Origin of the sequence: Clostridium sp. AM43-3BH, assembly GCF_003479985.1 — a bacterium.
In the GTDB taxonomy this organism is placed as follows: domain Bacteria; phylum Bacillota; class Clostridia; order Lachnospirales; family Lachnospiraceae; genus Otoolea; species Otoolea fessa.
In genome coordinates this window covers 268278-286953 of the sequence record NZ_QUIH01000004.1, presented here as the reverse complement: position 1 = coordinate 286953, position 18676 = coordinate 268278, and the positions used below count along the sequence as shown (strand labels likewise).

Here is an 18676-nt window from a genome sequence, read left to right as displayed (position 1 = left end):
TTATTTTTCAGTTCCCCAAACTGATTTCAGCAGCGAGATAATCCCCTTTTCATACTCCTGTCTTGATATTTCCTGTCGTCCCCACTGTTCTTCTATCTGCCCCATCGGTGCCTGTATTTTCTCCCAGGCAGACTCGGAAATCGTCCCTTCTCCCCGCATACTCAAGGTCAGCGCCAGCACATTGGCAAGACTGTCTGGATCCGCTTCATACTCCTTTCTTCTCTGCTCCCGCTCCTTATTCTCATAGCGGTAAAACTCCGTCTCAAAGTCAACCGGATATGTTTTCGCATTTGAAAATAGCGGCAGGCTGGAGGTCGGATCCGTCGCATACCACTGCGTGCCGATCCGCACCAGGCACGCATCATGGAGATATTCCGGCGTGTAGGTCACACACTCCAGCCCTACGATCTGGCATAGGAACTGAAATTCTTCCGCGAAATCCCGGCAGACGCCAACGCCTCCTTCCAAAACCGGGAAATCCTTTGCTTCCTCCGGCGAACCGTAATGATTCTGGTTAAAACCTCCCTCTCCGTTTGCAATCCGGTTATGCACATACAGAAGACGCGTTTTTTCATCCAAATGAATCCAGTCAAAACTATTGACAAATTTCTGCAGTTCTTCGACCGAAGCCCAGCTATAATTTGCTTTCGGTTCTCCCTTCGTATTCCACCCTGGATTTGCTTCCCCCGGATAACGGACTGCCTCTTTCAGGTAATATTCCGGATCGCTGATCTCTGGGTGCTGCTCTGAAAAAATACTTCCATTTCCATAAAAACTCATCTCTCCATTCTGCCACTCCCATCTCAGACTCTCTGTGTCCTTCCATTCACCGCCATGCGTCCCCTGATTGCCCGCATAAGCGCTGAAACCTCCGGCTGCGATCATGGCTGCTGCCAGTACGGCTGTACATCCAGATTTATTGGTTGTTTTCTTATCCTGTTTCATTTTTTTTACCCCCATTTTTATTCTTTCCGTGTCATTCCACTTCATTTTCCTGTTTGTCTCTGTTTTCTTCTCTCCTCCTCTCTCAGCTTCTCGTCTGTACTATTCCGTCCAGCACCCAGGAACCATCCGCATTGACTAAATTCCCATCGGGCGTGTGCGTATTTCGATACAAACGTCCCCTCATTCCATCAGATTTTTCCTGAAAATAGTAACAATGAAACACTCCATCGCTTCCCGGCAGCCAGTTCCAGCCAGTCAGCATACGTCCCTGTGTTCCATCCATTTCCTTCCAGAGATAATATGTGTTTCCATCCACATCCGTATACCAGCCGTTCACCATCCTGCCATCTCCATCAAATCGGAACCAGTCAAACGTACTCTGCCCCTTTGCCGGATCGGCATATGGATTGTAGACAGCCGCCCATTCAGAAGCATAGCTTCTACCGCCCGCTTCAAACTGCCAGCTTCCATCTGCATTCTTCCGCCAGTTTCCAGCTACTACATATTCCGGTATGGCTGCCGCATCCGCATTCTGCCCGGGTCCTGCCTGTCCTTCTGTCAGATTTCCAATACCCGCTCCTGTCAAATCACTGAACCCCGATGCCGGTCCGGTTGCATTCGCTGCACTGCTTCCTGCCGCTGCCCCCTTTCCAGAAGAAGAGCCTCCACCCGAGCCGCCGCCCGAATGAGAACCTCCGCCCGAATGGGAACCTCCGCTGTATGTCTGATCGACCGCCTCATACTGAATTGTGACTGCCGCCCGGTCCGTGAAGCCACCATCCTCGGTTTTCACGGTCACATATGCCGTATGGCTGCCTGATTTTAAGTATTGACGGTCAAGCTCCTGTATCCAGGAAGCCGTCGTATTGACCGTCACGGTTCCATCCGATGATACATACAGCGAATCATCACTTGCCTGATATGTCACTTTCTGGTTAAACGCCTGCGCCGGAAATACCGACGCTGCCAGCTTTTTCGCACCGGTTCCCGTCCATGCCTCCACCGGACGATAACCCGCCCCCGTCCGGGTGCGTTTGATCTCGTATTGCAGCGTTTTCGGTATAAGGCTGATGCCTTCCACACAAATCTTCGATTCGTCCACTGTCCGGAAATCCACCTGTACTCTGCACGATGCCGTCTGCCGGTTTCCAAGCATATCATCGCCGATCACTGTCACCTTCGTCGTGCGGCTGCCGGAAGCTGTCTGTATTTCATACGGTGTATTCACATGTCTGCCCTGATCTGCCGCGATCAGATCCCGGATCCATTTTGCATCCTTTTTCGCCTGCACACCGGCCGACTTGTCCTCGCCGTCCACCGAAATCAGTGCTGCGTCACCGACAGTCCACGATATATCTTTCCGGTCAAAATAATCGGGTGTAAAAGACGCACTCAAGACCTGCGGTGCCGTAACCCGGATCATTTCATCTGGATGTTTCCGATTTCCGTTTAATGTCCGCACCACCTCAAATTTCAACTGATCCTGATTTAGTGCCGCACCTTCATTGGCTACATAGGTCTGATCCTTGATCTGGAACGTAACCTCAATCCGCGCATTTCCCCGGCACGGCTTCCCATCAAAGCTCGCCGCCGGTTTCGTCTCTGCCGTCAGCACCGCTACGCCGCCGTTCTGATACCCTGCTCCGTATATGTCGCTTCCGATCGCATACTGGTATCCGCGGTCTGCCTGCTCTTTTTCCAGCTTCCGTACTATATCAGTGATAAACGAACTATTTAAATTTACCTGAACCGACGCGCTCTTTTTCGTATAACCATTTTCCTCATCGTCATTTGGAAGTAACGTAATCAAATCTGAATCATCGATACTCCAGCGCACCGATGCATCCGCCACATCATTATTCCGATCCACAATCGCCTGCACCGTCACCGGCTGCACCTGTGTTCCCGCCTGCAGATTTCCATGGATGTACGTCGCAATTAATTTTCCATTTCCATCCATCACGCGTGTGACTTTCGTCGGATGTTTCCGGTTTCCGGTCCGCTCCTGCACCACCTGGAATTTCGTCACGCCCGGCGTCAGCCCGACCGAAACTGCCACCTTTTTATAAACCGCCGACACCTGCGTATTTTCCTCCGGCATCGTAAAACAATACTCGCCGCCGTTTACATAAGTAGTATCTTTCCGGCTCTTCCCACGCGTATACGTCGGAACTCCCTCCATCTGAAAGCGTGCTTTTTCCGCCTGCTTTGCCGAGGTGCTGACCGTCACCGTCTTTCCCGGTGCCACCGCACCGCGGTGTTTTTTATCGAGTGTCCGGTAATACGCGCCATTTCCCCGCGCTTCCAGCACTGCCACATCGTAATAATTCGTTCCATTGGAGACGGTATCGACCTGCGGAATCGTAATCAGATAACCACGGACCGGGCGTCCCGCATCATTTGGTGCAAAATGGTCAAGATCATACCCGACCGACTCCGCATCCATCTCCCCGCCCAGCTCTTCATCCACAATCGAGAGAATCCCCTGTTCCAGTTCTTCATAAAAATATCGCTCGTCCACATCCCGCGTGACACCGCCGGATACCAGCGTGAAGAAATTGTCCTTCGCGTGGGAATATCCGATGTGCGCCGCGTATGTATACTGGTTATCATCTGAAATGCCGCTTCCACAGACATTGTTTGCGATTTTCGCTTCCGTATCCGCAAACAGGTACGCGATGTCATCCCCATATTTAAAATAATTAGCTGGTGCGCGGTATCCGATGAAGGTTCCTCTGTGTCCGGCAACCCCGGTTCCCGACTGACCGATCATTCCCTCAAACCGCCCCACTTTCAAGTCTCCGCTGATTCGTTCTCCAACGAGTCCTCCGACATTCTGGCTGCCAGAACCGCCGATCGTGCCATTTACATAGGTATTGTAGAGAGCCGCCCCATTCTGAAGCCCCACAATTCCGCCGACAGTCGCATCCGTTCCCTGAATCCGCGAGGTACTGTTATCCCCGGTGCGGACCTGGCAGTCAATGATACGAGAATCATCCGCCGCTTCCCCGGCGATTCCGCCCGCAAGCGCCTGCGCTCCGGCTGCACGTCCCGTCGTTCGGACGGTTACCTGTGCCATTCCGTTTTCCACCGTGCTGCCTTCCATGTGCCCGATCATTCCACCGACCGCTCCGGTTCCTTCCACATCGCCTTTTACCTGACAATTAAAAATCTTGGAATTCTTCGCATTTCCTGCCAAAATTCCCACCTTACGCACTCCCTTGACCGGCTTTCCTGGTTCCAGAGTCAGATTTCGGATCTCCGCCCCATCCAGCGCACCAAAAAATCCAACATTCGGCGAACTGCCTCCTGCAAACCGGAAATTTGAAATCTTATAACCGTTTCCATCCAGATTTGCCATAAACGGGTGCGTCACCTCCCCTGAAAATTCCGAATCATCCCGGTAATAACCGATCGGATTCCAGTCCATTCCTCCCAGATCGATGTTCGCCGTCAGCTCAAACCATGCGCCCCGGTAATCCCCTACGATCTCTTCTTCCACCTCGCCGTGATCCGGCTGCATGCCAAATGCCGCCAAAAAGCTAAGTCCCATCAGCTGATGTTTCGTGCGTACCTGATACGGTTTTTGTTTCGTTCCAAGTCCATGTGTTCCATCCAGAAAGCTCAAATCCGCCACATCCCAGTTTTCCCAGAGATTTCCGAGGCTGGCGCTGACGATAACGCGCGGCATGATTAATTGTGAAGGAGTTGCCTCTATGACTTTGGAAGAACGTAATTCTGAGGGAGTTGCCCTCACATCCGCATTCATAAGCTCACTGGACGATGCAGCCAGTTTCTGCCATTCTTTCTGCCTTTTTATGGCATCGTCTGTATCATCCAACTTTTCCTTTCTTTCCGAAACAATCCCCAAATCCCAATCCTCAAACACAAACCCGCTCGCCGCAAACGCCGGCAGCGTCGCCGACAAAAGCATCGTCGTCATCACCGCAAATGGAATCACTTTTTTCATCTTCTTTTTCCCCATACACGTTCCCCTCTTTCCCCAAACATTAGATTGATTTCCCCTTGTCCAATCTTTTCTCCTAATCAAACTGCCAAACAGCTTCACTCCCGCTTTCCAAGCTCAACAAGTATTCTTTTTTACATCTGTGACAGTGCAAATGCCGGACGTACTCCATATGTCTCACTGTCCGTCCTCACCGGACGCAGACAGCCATTTACCAGATCAACGCCATAAATCTGCTGATTATAAATGAATTTCCCGTTTTCATCCTGCAAATAAAAAGGCGTCCGCAGATAATATCCCTGTGAATAGGCACTGACCTGACTTTGTGGGTTATCATCCCCGGAATCAAACCGCCATAGATATTCCCGGTACGCAAGTGCCTCTTCCAATGACAGGCAGAAAAGCTGGTCGTTCATAAGCTGAAAACCAATATCATGACGCGCCAGTTCCCGCCCGGACGTTTGCGAAAATGCACCAGCCGCCGTGCTTCCCATGTACGCGGTCTGGATTCCCGTATGGATCGGTTCCAGACAGAAGCTGCTGTTCTGACTGTTTTTCTGCAGCCATGCGCGCACCTGCGAAGTTTTATAATTATTGTCTTTGCCAAACGAGAAAATCTTCATCTTTTTTCCCGGTGCCGTGTCCACATCCGCCCGGATCACGCGGTCACAGAGAAACAGCGCTGCTTTCCGGTGTTCATTCTGCCAGTCATGGTAATCGTCGTCGATACAGGTAAATGACAAAATCTCTCCGCCCACCTCGCGCAGTTGGACATCGCCCTCCTTCCAGATCACTTTTTCGGGCATTTCACTTTCACTCCAATCCACGCTTCCACAGCGGTCACAGATTTGATCCCCGTTTTCATCCAGGTGCCCCAGCGCCGGAAGGCGCTCTATCTTTTCTTTCTGACATCGTCCGCAGACATACACTGCCCGCCCATTCTTTAAGCAATCATTTTCCTCCCACTCCCATTGGCTCCACTGATGCGTACAAGTACGGTCATCCCATTTTCTCCGCACCCGGATGCGCGTGATGATATATTCCTTTCCATCCACCGAAAAGGAATCCTCTTCCACCTCAGAATAAACCGCGTCGTATTCCACCCCGATTGTTTTTGCCGATGGTGTAAAATCCTGACCAATCAGATAAAATTCATGCCACGCTGCATCCCCGATCGCAGATACCAGATTCCGGATCCTGGCATCATTTTCCGACTGATTTTGAACGGTCAGACCGGAATCGCTGCCCGATACCGCCGCATCCTCGCGCCCAAATATGGCACACTCTGCCTCCCATGCCCTCTGTTTCCATCGTTCCAGGCGTTTCCGAAGCGCTAGCATGGCGGCATCCTCCTCTGCTCCCATTTCTGGGACCTTGCCGCCTCTTTCATATTTGATATAAATTTTTTCAGTTCCTGTTCCATACAGTTCAAATATTTGCGGTGACTGTACCGCTGATTTCCAGATATGCCCGTCGCTCCCTATGATTTGCTCTGGGAAAGATACATTCAGGGAAGTTCCTTCCAAAACTTTGCCCGTTTGCGTATGAAATATAAGATGATTTGCATTCTCAGCATCTATAAATGAGACGCTGTAGCCGACTATGACAGCTGTTTCTGCCTGTTTCACTGCATTTTCAGCTGCCAGCGCCATTCTACCGGATGAAAATATCAATATCAGTGATATTCCCAAAATGGTACCATTCCGGCAGCGACGCCCTTTATGAGCCCCCATGTTTATTTTTAACAACTCAAACCTCCCCCCTCAAACCTTTTTCACATCTCTTTTCTTATCCTCTTTCGCAAGTTATATAAGTTCTAATTTATATCAAATTTCTATTCTCTATTTTCATTCTTCTAATTCAAAACACATCCTCACTCTGAGTTAAACAACGGTTCTTTCCGTCTATAAAAAGCTTTCATTTTACATTGCATATATCATATAATATATTGCACATTTTTTATAACGATACAGTTATCCGATTCTCCCAAATTTTCCTAAATCATCGAATTCTGTGCGAAACGCACCTCACAAATTACCAGAATAAAAAGATAAATTAGAACGAAACCACCTGCGACCGCAGTTCATTTCGATAAGATATATTGAGTCTAACACATCTATTCTCTAAATGCAAGAACTCTTTTGGAATTTTCACAACGAAAAACGCCCGCCCCAGAAAATAAAATTCATATCCCAAATTTCATTTTCCAGAGCAGGCACTTTCCCACTAACTCATATATAAATTCCTATTTATTTTATCTCAGCCACATTCTCCCAAGGGTATCCCACATCAATGCCGATGCATCGAGAACGACGACATATCATACGCCTTCAGGTTCTCATGTACTTCTCTTGCATCTGCCTCGGCGATGAGTTTGTCTCTCGACTTCTTCGCCTCCAGCTCGGCTTTGTGCTTGCTCGGTCCGCCGACACAGCCGCCGACGCACGCCATACCCTCGATGAAGTCCTCCGGCAGACGTCCCACTTTCAGAAGAAGAAGGGCTTTCTTACACTCAGCCGCACCGTTGCAGCGCGCTACCTTGATATCGGTATTCTCACCAGACTCCTTCAGACATTCTAATACCGCCGCTGTTACGCCGCCGCCGTTGCCGAAGCGTTTTCCAAATACACTGGCTTCCTGCATACTGTTCTCTTCCGGCTCCAGATTTACGTCTTTCGCCCGCATCATCGCACGGATCTCTCCGTAAGTCATCGCATAGTCCGCATTGCCCTGGATATTCAGATCCAGCGTCTCGCTCTTCTTCGCGATACACGGTCCGATAAAGACAGTGACAACCTCCGGATCCTGCGCCTTCAGCATACGGGAGACCGCACACATCGGGGAAACCGTCGTGGACATATTGTCAAGCAGCTGTGGGAAATGCTGTTTGATCATGTTGACAAATGCCGGACAGCAGGAGGTCGTCATCTTCTTGCCCTCTTTGTAAGCTTCCGCCCACTCTTCTGCCTCGGCTGCCGCGGTCATATCGCCGCCCAGACCAACCTCGATCATATCTGCAAATCCAATCTTCTTTAAAGCTGTTTTCCAACTTGCAAACGTGATGTCCGGTCCAAACTGGCCTTCGGTCGCCGGTGCCAGCATCGCTACGACCTTTTTGCCTGCGTTGATCAGGCGGATCACATCGACCATGAAGGTCTTGGAACCGATCGCACCGAACGGGCAGGAATGGATGCAGGCGCCACACTGGATACATTTTTTCTCATCGATCACACATACACCATACTCATCGTAGGTAATCGCATCCACTGGGCAGACCTTCTTACACGGGCGCTCCAGATGGGCAATCGCATTGTATGGGCATGCCTGGGAACACTTTCCGCACTCGCGGCATTTATCCGGGTCGATGTGCGCCTTGGTATTTCCCATGCTGATCGCTCCAAACGGACAGGAGTTCTGGCAGGCTTTACCCATACATTTACGGCAGTTATCGGTGACTGTGTAGGACGCAATCGGGCACTCCTCACAGGCTGCATTGATAACCTGTACGACGTTGTTTGTATTGCGGTCAGACGGACATTTACCTTCTGCCAGACGGATTCTCTGGCGGACAATCTCTCTCTCCTTGTATACACAGCAGCGGTACTGTGCCTGCGGACCAGGGCTGATTTTGTACGGAATATCGTCTCTTCCGTCCTCTAACTGATCATTCCAGGCAAGCTTTGCTACCTCATAAAGTATCTCATGTTTGATGCGCAGAATTGTCGCGTCATTCGTTACCATGTTTTATCCTCCTTATTAATAATACGTTACCGTAACTTTCTTTCCCATACCTTCGACTGCTTCTTTTAGCTGTTTGACCAGGTTCTGGCGGATTCCCAGATCAAACGCCAGCCCTGGATTCTGGTAGGCGCTGTTCGCCGCCGTTCCCACAAACATATGTAATTCCGTGCAGTCTTCTATCAAAATCTTCGCGATCATGGACGCACCATTTTTCTTGTCCAACTCGCTGAAAAACTCAGAACTTAAATCGCATTCGATCAGATAGCGTTTCAGAAGTTCGATCGCTTTCCGCAGCGTCAGAACTCCCTCCGTCACCAGATCGATGCCTTCCATAAAAGCGATCGGCGGAATATCCGGGTCGCTGTAATCCATTGATACCCGCAGCGGTCGTCCCAGCTCCCGCGACAGGATCGTCGCGCTGGTTCCGCCCGATACAATGTGCTTTGCCGACTCATCTTTCATAAAATCCGCCGTGATCGTCTCATCGTCGTTGCGGTCGAGCGGCGGTCCCGTCATCAGGTTGACCGGTTTCCGGTCAATGATCCGAGCTACCACAACCGTCGTATCATCGCCCGGTTTTCCCTCGTAAATCTGGCTGCATTCCGCACAGAGTGCCGCCGCCATACGTGCCGACGAAAGAGAGGTCAGGCATTGTTCCGAAACAAACTCTGCCACCGACTCCCACGGCCAGCCAAATTTATATTTGCCGCTCTTTCCGACTCCCGCGTGCGTCACGCCGTCGCTGACAAGTACCAGCGCATCACCCTTCTGAACCTGGAACCGGCACTCGCTGATCTCCTTGTCCTTGACGAGACGCTTGTATTTCTGCAGCTCCACCACATGACCACAGCGCAAAAAAATGCATCGCGGGTTATCATATTCAACTAAATATACCTCGCCGTTGTTGAAAATCTGGAGAATCGAGAACGTCGCATACGCCACCTGTCTCGTCTGACAGATCGGAAGCGTCTGCACAATCGTCTCCACACATTCCTCCAGCGTGGCTCCATTTAAAAACATCGTACCCAGAATCTTTGCCGTCAGCGTCGAAAGAATATTCGCCTTGACGCCGCTTCCCATGCCGTCCGCCAGAATGATAACGTCCGAATCTTCCGTTTTCAGGCACTCTACCGTATCGCCGCACAGGATCTCTGAATACTTATTCAGACTTTTAAACGTGACATCTACGGTTACTCCCATTTATCGGACCTCACTTTCGCTCTCATCGTCAATCAGGGAACAAAGCTTCATCAGGGTTGTCTTCGTCTCCGCCGTCGTCTCCCCCAGGAGTCCGGCAATATTCTGTGCAACCATCATCTGTTTGTAAATGACATTCTGTGCCAGATCAATGGTCGCCTTTTTCTTGGCATATTCCTGTTTTGCCTGTTTTTCCTCGCGCGTCACATCAATGATCGTGGCAATGACAAAATTGCCGTCATCGATATACGCAATGTTTTGAAGCGTCACAAGATTCCGATCCGGATAGATCACCTTCCGGCTGTGGACGCTTGTGTGCGTCCGGAATACCTCGCGTACATCCTCGGCGTTGATAAAGTCCTCCAGCGGTTTTCCCTTGATCGCCTCCGGTTTGACGCCGAAATACATTTCTGCCGCCACCGAACACTCCCGGATCCGCATATCATCGTCGATGATCATGATCAGGTTCGGGGACGTATCCATCACCAGATGGGACAGCGACTGCGCCCGGTCATGCAGGTACGGAATACACATATCGACCTCCGCCTTTTTCTGGAAAACAGCGATCGCCTTCTCCCGGCAGGTCGGATAACCGCACGCACCGCAGTTTAACTCCTGCTCCGGCGTCATCTTGCCCGTCTTTTTCAAGATCTCCCGGATCTCTTCCTCGGTCGGAATCGGCTCCTTCTGGGAACGATCCGCAAACGTCCGGTGAACCTCCACCTGGCGCGCCGCCTCATGCATCAGGGATAGATCTGCCGGTTCCTTCGGAAGCATCGCTTCCAGATCCAGCTTAACTTTAAAACTCGACACTGAGGTCGCCGTGGATGGTCCATTGACACAGCCTCCATGACAGGCATTCATCTCGATGAAACAGCCAGCCACCTCGCCGGTTTTCATCGCCTCACAGACATCCAGGCAGTCCTTCACGCCGCTGACGTAGAACTTGCGATACTTGTCCGGTTTCTTCTGAGTCGCCGTCACCGCCGTGAGCAGTCCGCCGCTGACCGGATAACGCAGGTTCGCGCCCGGTTCACGATCCTCGAACGGTTCTTCCTCACATGCTTCGATCTCGATCTGTTCCTCTGACAGCCACTGTTTTAAATCCTCAAATGTGAGGACTGCATCCGGCTTCACAACCCTGTTTTTCTCTTTTTCCGCGATACACGGTCCGATCACGACTACCTTCGCCGCCTCGCCAAACTCCGCATACAGCATGCGCGTATGGATCCCCGACGGAATCAGCACCGGTGCCAGATATTTGATGAGTTCCGGATAATGAATCTCAATCAGGTTCACGATACTCGGACAGGCAGTTGTGATGATATTTTTCATCTCGCCCTGCTCTAATAAACGGACATACTCTTCCGTCGCCAGCGCGGCGCCCTCCGCCGCATCACAAACATTCGTAAATCCCAGCTTTTTTAATGCTGACTTGACCTGCCCCCGCTTTTTATACGGCAGAACCCCCATATAGGAAGACGACAGCGATGCAATGACCGGTGCGCCGCTCTCAATCAGCTTTTTGACCTTGGAAAGTTCGCTCGGAACACGTTTTGCCGACTGCGGGCAGTTCAAAAGGCACTGCCCACAGAGAATACAGCGATTTGGCATGATATATGCATGACCATCCCGGATCATGATTGATTTCACTTCGCAGCCCCGCACACATTTATAACAATGCTTACACATCGTCGCCTTAAAATCAATAATCGGCATAGACTCTCCCTCTCTTTTTGCCGTTATATGTAAACGATTACGCGTTCAGGCGTCCCAGAATCTCCTTCTGGAAAAATTCTTCGGTTGTCTCCGGTTTTACGGAATACAGTTCTCCGTCTATCGTCACACAGACACCTTTACGGCAGTTGCCGCTGCAGAAATCTCCATTTAAATCTACCTCACTGTCCAGATGATTCTCTGAAACCAGCTTCTGCAGCTTCTGGATTACCTCACGGGATCCTTTCAGATGACAGGCACTTCCGATACAAATCGATACTCTCATATAATGACCTCCTCACTATCCGTTATAAAACAGACGCAGCCTTTCACCGGAGATTCCCGGTCAAAAAACTGCCTGTTCACATGCATCTTCCAGGGGAATTTACTAAAAATGCATCTTTCCCCATTCTTCTTCATTATCTCATATTGTGATATTATTATCAATCAAATTTCTTGCTGATTTTGTATTTTTTTTAGACCATAAGTGCCTGATTCCAAAACCTTTTCACTTTCTTTTCATCAGCTTATGACTCTCCCGATGTTTTTTAGGAAAATAATCTTTTTATCGGCCACCTTGCACTGCTTTTCTATAATATTTCCATCTCCTCCATGTACGCCCGCAGCCTCTCCACATTCCCGTCCGCAAAACAGTAACCATCCATGCCGCAGCCCTTCGCGCTATCGATGTTATCCTGACGGTCATCGATGAAAAAGCATTCTTCCGCTTTGAGATGAAATTTTTCAAACAATCTCTCATAGATCGCCGGATTCGGCTTCGCCAGCTTCTCCTCCGCTGAGACAAGCGTGCCATCAAAATATTCAATGCCCGGAATCTCATACTCGAACACACGCAGGCGCACGGAACAATTCGAGCAGAGGTAGATGCCGCAGCCCTTTTCTTTCAGTTCCTTCACCAGCTCTCCCATCCCCGGCTTTGCCCAGATGTTGTACTCATGCCAGTGTTCCAGACTTTCCTTCGCCAGCCAGCGCAAATGTTCATTTGGCAGGCGTTTCTGCACCCGCTCCAGCGCCTGTGCATCCGTCAGCGTTCCCTCGTCTAAAAGCGACCACTCCTTCGAATCAAACAATTCGCGGCGCATCCACTCCACATCCTCCGGATTATCTGTGTACTCCCAGCACACCTTGACCGGATCATACTCCAGTAAAACCATTCCCATATCAAATACTATATTTCGAATCATACTTCTGCCTTTCTCTCATCCCGCAAATCTGCCGCCATTCCTGCGGCAGATGGAATTTTCAGTCCAAAAAATTCTCACCTGCAAGCAATCATAATCATTTATATTTTAACATAAATTTCTCATTTTTTTATTTCCATTTTCATAAATTAATGGTACAATAATAGAAAATTTTTCAGGAGGTACCGCTTATGAAAATGATTATCGCAATCATTGGCAGTGAGGACGCCGATGATTTAGTATATGAATTAAACCAGCACTCCTTCTTTGTCACCAAGCTTTCCACGATGGGCGGCTTTCTGAAAAAGAAAAGTACAACCCTGATGCTCGGTGTCGAAGATGAACGCGTCGAGGACGCCATCTCCATCATCAAAAAAATGTCCGGTGCCCGCGAGCAGCTTGTATACACGCCGCCGACCATGGCCGGAAACTGCTGCCCGACCGTTAATATGACCGTTCCGATGAACATGAAAGTCGGCGGAGCAACCGTATTTGTAATAAATGTAGAAGAATTTCAGAAATTCTAATTTTTTGATTTATATTACAAATTCGAATTACAAAAGGGGCTTTCGCTTGCGCGTCTGCCCCTTTTTGATTCCTTGTATAGAAAAAGAAAAACTCCCGGAGAAATCATCTCTGGGAGTTCCACGCTGCACTCAGGTTCTGCAGCTAATCATGCAGAAGAAGGGACTTGAACCCTCATGATGTTGCCATCACACGGACCTGAACCGTGCGCGTCTGCCAATTCCGCCACTTCTGCGTAATTTCTAGTGCGGGCAACAGGACTTGAACCTGCACACTCTCGTACCAGAACCTAAATCTGGCGCGTCTGCCAATTCCGCCATGCCCGCTTGCTTGTCTTTCTGACTCACAAGTGAGTTTATTATAACATAGGGTAGTTCAAAATGGAAGAGTTTTTTTTATTTTTTTGAATTTTTTCGAAAGTTCTTTTTTAAAAAATGTGCGGCAAATTCATCGATACTGAAAGTCCGTGTGATCTTTCGTGTGATCCTTGTACCGAAAAGTTTGTACCTATAACGGAATATTTTGTTCCGCTTGAAATCTTAAAAACACAAAAAAGCCTTGAAAACAAAGGAAAAACCAGTGTTTTCAAGGCTTTCTCTATCATGGAGACAACGGGATTCGAACCCGCGACCTTTGCGTTGCGAACGCAACGCTCTCCCAGCTGAGCTATGTCCCCGTCCAAACTGTTATCATTATAGCACAACTGGAATGAATTGCAAGTAGAGAATAAAAAAAACGGAAACCCTTGTAAATCAAAGGCTTCCGTTCTTTTCTAGCAGAGCTGCTGACGGGAATCGGACCCGTGACCTCCGCACTACCAATGCGACGCACTACCGACTGTGCTACAGCAGCATCTTTTTGTTTTCAGCTCATCTCTAAGCCTCGATTAGTTTATCATGATACAATCGTTTTGTCAACGGTTTTTTTGAATTTTTTTTATTTTTTTAAATTTCCCGTTTTTTTCATCGGATGCCTCCGTTTTCATTCGCAGACATCCGATTCTCATTTCCTATCTTTTCATATTTTTATATGATTCCAACGGGGAGGGGAGTAGCGGAATCGGTTGCCCGATACCTTTCACTTACCCTACATCATTCTCTGACGCACAATCTCATATGCCAGCACACCAGCTGCCACCGATGCGTTCAGGGAGTCGATATCTCCCTTCATCGGGATCGATGCGATGAAATCACATTTTTCCCGCACCAGACGGCTGACACCTTCGCCCTCATTGCCAATCACCAGACCGATCGGTCCTTTTAAGTCGAGGCGGTACATGCTCTCTCCGCCCATATCGGCGCAAACAAACCAGAGTCCTCTCTCTTTCAGCTCCTCGATCGTGGCTGAAATATTGGTTACCTTCGCCACCGGCGTATAATTCAGCGCTCCCGCCGAGGTCTTAGCAACCGTCGATGTCAGTCCCACTGCGCGGCGTTTCGGGATGATCACGCCATGTGCGCCTGCCAGATTGGCAGTACGGATGATCGCACCCAGATTATGCGGATCCTCAATGCCATCCAGAATAAAGAGAAACGGCGGCTCGCCTTTCTCTTCTGCCAGCTTTAGCATATCTTCCACCTCTGCATAGCGGTATGCCGCTGCCTGTGCAATCACGCCCTGATGCTTGCCGGTCTCAGAAAGCTGGTCGAGTCTCTCCTTCGCCACATAGTGGATGATCGTATTCTGCTTTTTTGCCTCTCTCGTGATCGTCTTGACCGGTCCATCTTGGCAGCCATCCAGCACAAACAGCTTATCCACCGTCTTGCCCGAACGGAATGCCTCTAAAACGGCATTTCTGCCTTCGATCATCGTCTCTTCAAATCTATTTTCCTGCTTATTTTCCTGTTCCATCTATCTTCCTCATCATGATTTATAACGATATTAATTCTCCCATCTGTTCCAGCCCTTTTCCCAGAAGTTCTGCCATCCTGTCAAACTGCTCGGTCAGATAGAGATAGCCCATCAGCGCCTCAAATCCGGTCGCCATCCGGTAATCCTTCATCGTCGCGTGCTTCGGCATCGTAAAAGATTTCGCATTGCGTCCGCGTCGGTATGCCGCCTTCTCCGCATCCGTCAGCTCTTCCTCCAGAAGCAGATAAAAATGTGCCTGTGCGTCCGCCTTGACCAGGTTCGCCGTCTTCTTGTGCATCTTGTTGACCTGCATATTGCCGCGGTTCATGACAAGGGTGCGGATCGCCAGCTCATAGACCGCATCGCCGATATACGCCAGCGCCAGCGGGGAATACTCCCCCGCCTCAACATGTTTTAAATGCAGCGCTTCCTTAAACGCATTTAAGCCCGTTTCCATTTGACGCCCTCTCTCGTATCTTCCAGAATAATTCCCATATCGAGAAGCTGTCCACGGATCTCATCCGCCAGTGCGAAATTCTTGTCTTTTCTCGCCTGCTGGCGTTTTGCGATCAAGTCTTCTACTTCGCTGTCCAGAATCTCTTCCTTCTTCTCCGTGATAATACCGAGCACATCGCAGAGTTTATCCATCGTCTCTTTAACATAGGAAACGTATGCCTTCGTCGATGCTTCCGAAATCGTGGAGTTGCTCAGGCGTACAATCTCAAAAATAGCTGAAATCGCATCTGCGGTGTTGAAATCATCGTCCATCGCCGTCTCGAACTTCTGAACCAACTCCTCGACTGCTGCCTGATTCTGCTTCTCCTCTGCCGTCATCTCGCCCTCTTTCGCTGCTTTCAGGCAGTCTGCCTGATGCTCTGCCGCAGTGCGGATGCGCTCTAAGCTGTTTTTCGAAGCTTCCATCAAATCCGCGCTGAAATTGAGCGGGCTGCGGTACTGGGCGCTCAGCATGAAGAGACGCAGAACCTGCAAATCGTATTTCTCACTGATCTCACGCACAGTAAAGAAGTTTCCAAGAGATTTGGACATCTTGCGGTTATCAATATTTAAGAATGCGTTGTGCATCCAGTAGTTGGCAAAGGTCTTGCCATTCGCGCACTCGCTCTGCGCGATCTCATTTTCATGGTGCGGGAAGATCAGATCCTCTCCGCCTGCATGGATATCGATGGACTCGCCAAGGTATTTCTTGGACATCTCGGAGCACTCGATATGCCAGCCTGGACGGCCCTGGCACCACGGAGACTCCCAGAACGGCTCTCCTTCTTTTTTCGGTTTCCAGAGAACGAAATCGGTCGGATCTTCCTTGCCTTCCTCGCCGGTTACCTTGATCTCACGGAAGCCGGACTGCAGATCGTCCAGATTTTTATGGGACAGTTTTCCGTACTCTTTAAAGGATTTGGTGCGGAAATAAACCGTGCCGTCAGCTGCCACATACGCATGTCCTTTTTCGATCAGCGTATTGATCATCTCGATCATACCGCCGATCTCCTGAGTCGCCTGCGGATTCTTCGTCGCCGGTTTGACGTTCATCATCTCCATATCTTTTTTGCACTCTGCGATATAGCGCTTGGAGATCGTCTCCGCATCCACGCCCTCCTCAATGGCTTTCCTGATGATCTTGTCATCCACATCAGTAAAGTTAGATACATAGTTTACTTCGTATCCTTTGTACTCAAAATACCGGCGGACCGTATCAAATACGATCATCGGTCTTGCATTTCCAATATGAATAAAATTGTAAACGGTCGGTCCGCACACATACATCTTAACCTTGCCCGGTTCGATCGGCACAAACTCCTCTTTTCTGCGGGACAATGTGTTGAAAATTTTCATAACCTCATTACTCCTCTTCTATTTTAAATCTGCTTCCGGTGCTGCCTGACAGCCGCCACAGCCGCCGCATCCACCGCAAGCCGCTGCCTGCGTCATCATTTCACTATCATAACAGTAATTCTCCACTTCCGTCAACAGGGTAATCGCCTGTGAGGAAATGCCCTCGCCGCTGCCTGTAAAACCAAGCCCTTCCTCGGTCGTCGCCTTGACACTCACGCGGCTGACCGGAAGCCCCAGCGCATCTGCAATATTTTCTGCCATCTGTGGGCGGTATGCAGCCAGCTTCGGGCGCTGCGCAATGATCGTGGCATCGATATTTTCAATCACATAGCCGCGTTCCTGCAGAAGTTTCCCTACCTTTTTCAGAAGCTCGATGCTCGACGCACCCTCATATTCCGGATCCGTGTCCGGAAAATGCTGTCCGATGTCGCCCAGTGCCGCCGCCCCTAAGAGCGCATCCATCACCGCATGCACCAGCACATCCGCATCCGAATGTCCTAACAGCCCCTTCTCATACGGGATCGTCACGCCGCCTAAAATCAGTTCCCGATCCGGAACAAGTTTATGCACATCATATCCCTGTCCTATTCTCATCGTATTCCAGTTCCTTTCTTGGTCATTTTGTAACTGTCCGGACTGCCCGCAGTTACTTTATTTGATAAATTATTTTATACTTTTGAAAAATATACACTTATCCAACAATTTTTAATTTTCGCTCAATACAGCGGACTTCCAGATTGCTCTGGTACTGACAGCTCTCGCCGTCCACGTGAACTGCCATCGGGCGTTCCGTGTAGATCTGGACCTCCCGGCAGCTGAAGCACCGAAGCCCCCGGTTGTGGGAGCGCCGGAACAACGCCCGGAGCAGAGTTCCAAGCACCTGCCGCTTCGAGGCATGGCTGACAATGCAGACCTCCAGGTTGCCGTCGCTGCTGTCCGCCTTCGGCGCAAACCAGAATCCGCCACCCTCGCAGGGTTGAATCTGTGCACTGATAAAATAAATATAATTAAATTCCACCCGGCGCGTTCCATCGAGCAAAATATATCCCCGGATCGGTTTCGCCTTCAAATACTGTATAAATCCCAGTATCCGGTACGACAATCGCCGCAGATGAATCCGGTTGCAGATATTTTTGATCGCCGAACGCTGCATATGCTGGCATACCTCCGCATCCAGCCCGATCCCCGCGCTGACGATAAAACGCCGATGTCGGAGCACATCATCGCCATATGCAATCACACCATAATCGATCTGCCGGATCCGCCGCGCCTTAAAAATCCGGCGCAGTCCACGCATCGGTCTTCTCGAAAGCCGGAGCCCGCGCGCCAGATCACTGCCTGTCCCCACCGGAATATAGCCCAGCGTCACCATGTCGCAGGAAACGATTCCGTCCACGACCTCATTCATCGTCCCGTCACCGCCCACGACCACAATCACCCGTGCCTCCTTGCAGTGGGACGTCAGCTTCCTTGCATACTCTGTCGCCTGCCCCGCATATTCTGTCAAATATGCCTGATACTCAACCCCGTCCCGCACAAGCCGCTGCTCTATTTTCTTCCATATCTTATAGCCGCGGTCACTCTGTGAAGCGGGATTAATAATGAAATAATACATTACTCCATCCTCATATTTTGCCATAACGTCCCCTGCTTTCCGAAAATACAGAAACTCCCCTGCTGG

At 49.9% G+C, this 18676-nt stretch carries 14 protein-coding genes and 4 tRNA genes; 1 reads left to right on the top strand and 17 read right to left on the bottom strand.

Translation table 11 applies throughout. The features are described 5' to 3' along the window. The 8 genes from DW931_RS08750 to DW931_RS08715 all read right to left on the bottom strand — a co-directional run bounded on the left by DW931_RS08750 (position 1) and on the right by DW931_RS08715 (position 12771). The gene (locus DW931_RS08750; RefSeq protein ID WP_118673144.1) at positions 1 to 945 is read right to left on the bottom strand and encodes a hypothetical protein; all 945 of its coding nucleotides are present in this window, start codon (positions 943 to 945) and stop codon (positions 1 to 3) included. 82 nt (positions 946 to 1027) lie between these two features. Further along, positions 1028 to 4930 (bottom strand): peptidase A26, encoded by a 3903-nt coding sequence (locus DW931_RS08745; protein ID WP_118481952.1) that lies wholly within the window; start codon positions 4928 to 4930, stop codon positions 1028 to 1030. A gap of 116 nt (positions 4931 to 5046) precedes the next feature. Continuing rightward, a complete protein-coding gene (locus DW931_RS08740; protein WP_147353102.1) occupies positions 5047 to 6276 on the bottom strand; it encodes a DUF6273 domain-containing protein in 1230 nt (409 codons plus the stop codon). A gap of 925 nt (positions 6277 to 7201) precedes the next feature. After that, positions 7202 to 8653, bottom strand: coding sequence for a 4Fe-4S dicluster domain-containing protein (locus DW931_RS08735; protein ID WP_107000472.1), 1452 nt, complete (start codon positions 8651 to 8653; stop codon positions 7202 to 7204). A gap of 15 nt (positions 8654 to 8668) precedes the next feature. Then, positions 8669 to 9853, bottom strand: coding sequence for a SpoIIE family protein phosphatase (locus DW931_RS08730; RefSeq protein ID WP_107000473.1), 1185 nt, complete (start codon positions 9851 to 9853; stop codon positions 8669 to 8671). Next, entirely contained in the window at positions 9854 to 11569 is a 1716-nt protein-coding gene (locus DW931_RS08725; RefSeq protein WP_118468124.1) for a [Fe-Fe] hydrogenase large subunit C-terminal domain-containing protein, read from the bottom strand. A gap of 37 nt (positions 11570 to 11606) precedes the next feature. After that, complete coding sequence (locus DW931_RS08720; protein WP_107000475.1) at positions 11607 to 11852, bottom strand: NAD(P)H-dependent oxidoreductase subunit E; 246 nt, start codon at positions 11850 to 11852, stop codon at positions 11607 to 11609. A gap of 304 nt (positions 11853 to 12156) precedes the next feature. Further along, complete coding sequence (locus DW931_RS08715) at positions 12157 to 12771, bottom strand: HAD family phosphatase (RefSeq protein ID WP_118468125.1); 615 nt, start codon at positions 12769 to 12771, stop codon at positions 12157 to 12159. Between the two features lie 188 nt (positions 12772 to 12959). Between DW931_RS08715 and DW931_RS08710 the strand changes: the two genes are divergently transcribed. Then, positions 12960 to 13295, top strand: coding sequence for a cyclic-di-AMP receptor (locus DW931_RS08710; protein ID WP_022358984.1), 336 nt, complete (start codon positions 12960 to 12962; stop codon positions 13293 to 13295). Between the two features lie 149 nt (positions 13296 to 13444). On the opposite strand, the gene DW931_RS08705 is transcribed toward DW931_RS08710, so the two are convergent. From DW931_RS08705 to DW931_RS08665, 9 genes are all read right to left on the bottom strand, one after another. Continuing rightward, positions 13445 to 13528, bottom strand: a tRNA-Leu gene (locus tag DW931_RS08705). Between the two features lie 11 nt (positions 13529 to 13539). Then, positions 13540 to 13619, bottom strand: a tRNA-Leu gene (locus DW931_RS08700). 277 nt (positions 13620 to 13896) lie between these two features. Next, positions 13897 to 13969, bottom strand: a tRNA-Ala gene (locus DW931_RS08695). A 103-nt stretch (positions 13970 to 14072) separates the two neighbouring features. After that, positions 14073 to 14145 (bottom strand) — tRNA-Thr (locus DW931_RS08690). 234 nt (positions 14146 to 14379) lie between these two features. Continuing rightward, on the bottom strand, positions 14380 to 15144 hold the full coding sequence (rlmB, locus tag DW931_RS08685) for a 23S rRNA (guanosine(2251)-2'-O)-methyltransferase RlmB (protein WP_022358985.1): 765 nt from the start codon (positions 15142 to 15144) through the stop codon (positions 14380 to 14382). Between the two features lie 19 nt (positions 15145 to 15163). After that, entirely contained in the window at positions 15164 to 15601 is a 438-nt protein-coding gene (locus DW931_RS08680) for a ribonuclease III domain-containing protein (protein ID WP_107000477.1), read from the bottom strand. Then, on the bottom strand, positions 15586 to 16995 hold the full coding sequence (cysS, locus tag DW931_RS08675) for a cysteine--tRNA ligase (RefSeq protein ID WP_107000478.1): 1410 nt from the start codon (positions 16993 to 16995) through the stop codon (positions 15586 to 15588). The genes DW931_RS08680 and cysS overlap by 16 nt, the downstream gene beginning before the upstream one ends. Positions 16996 to 17013: 18 nt before the next feature. Beyond that, positions 17014 to 17589: a 2-C-methyl-D-erythritol 2,4-cyclodiphosphate synthase gene (ispF, locus tag DW931_RS08670; protein ID WP_107000479.1), complete on the bottom strand. Its 576-nt coding sequence runs from the start codon at positions 17587 to 17589 to the stop codon at positions 17014 to 17016. Between the two features lie 97 nt (positions 17590 to 17686). Beyond that, positions 17687 to 18634: a YegS/Rv2252/BmrU family lipid kinase gene (locus DW931_RS08665; RefSeq protein WP_233430198.1), complete on the bottom strand. Its 948-nt coding sequence runs from the start codon at positions 18632 to 18634 to the stop codon at positions 17687 to 17689. Positions 18635 to 18676: the final 42 nt, after the last annotated feature.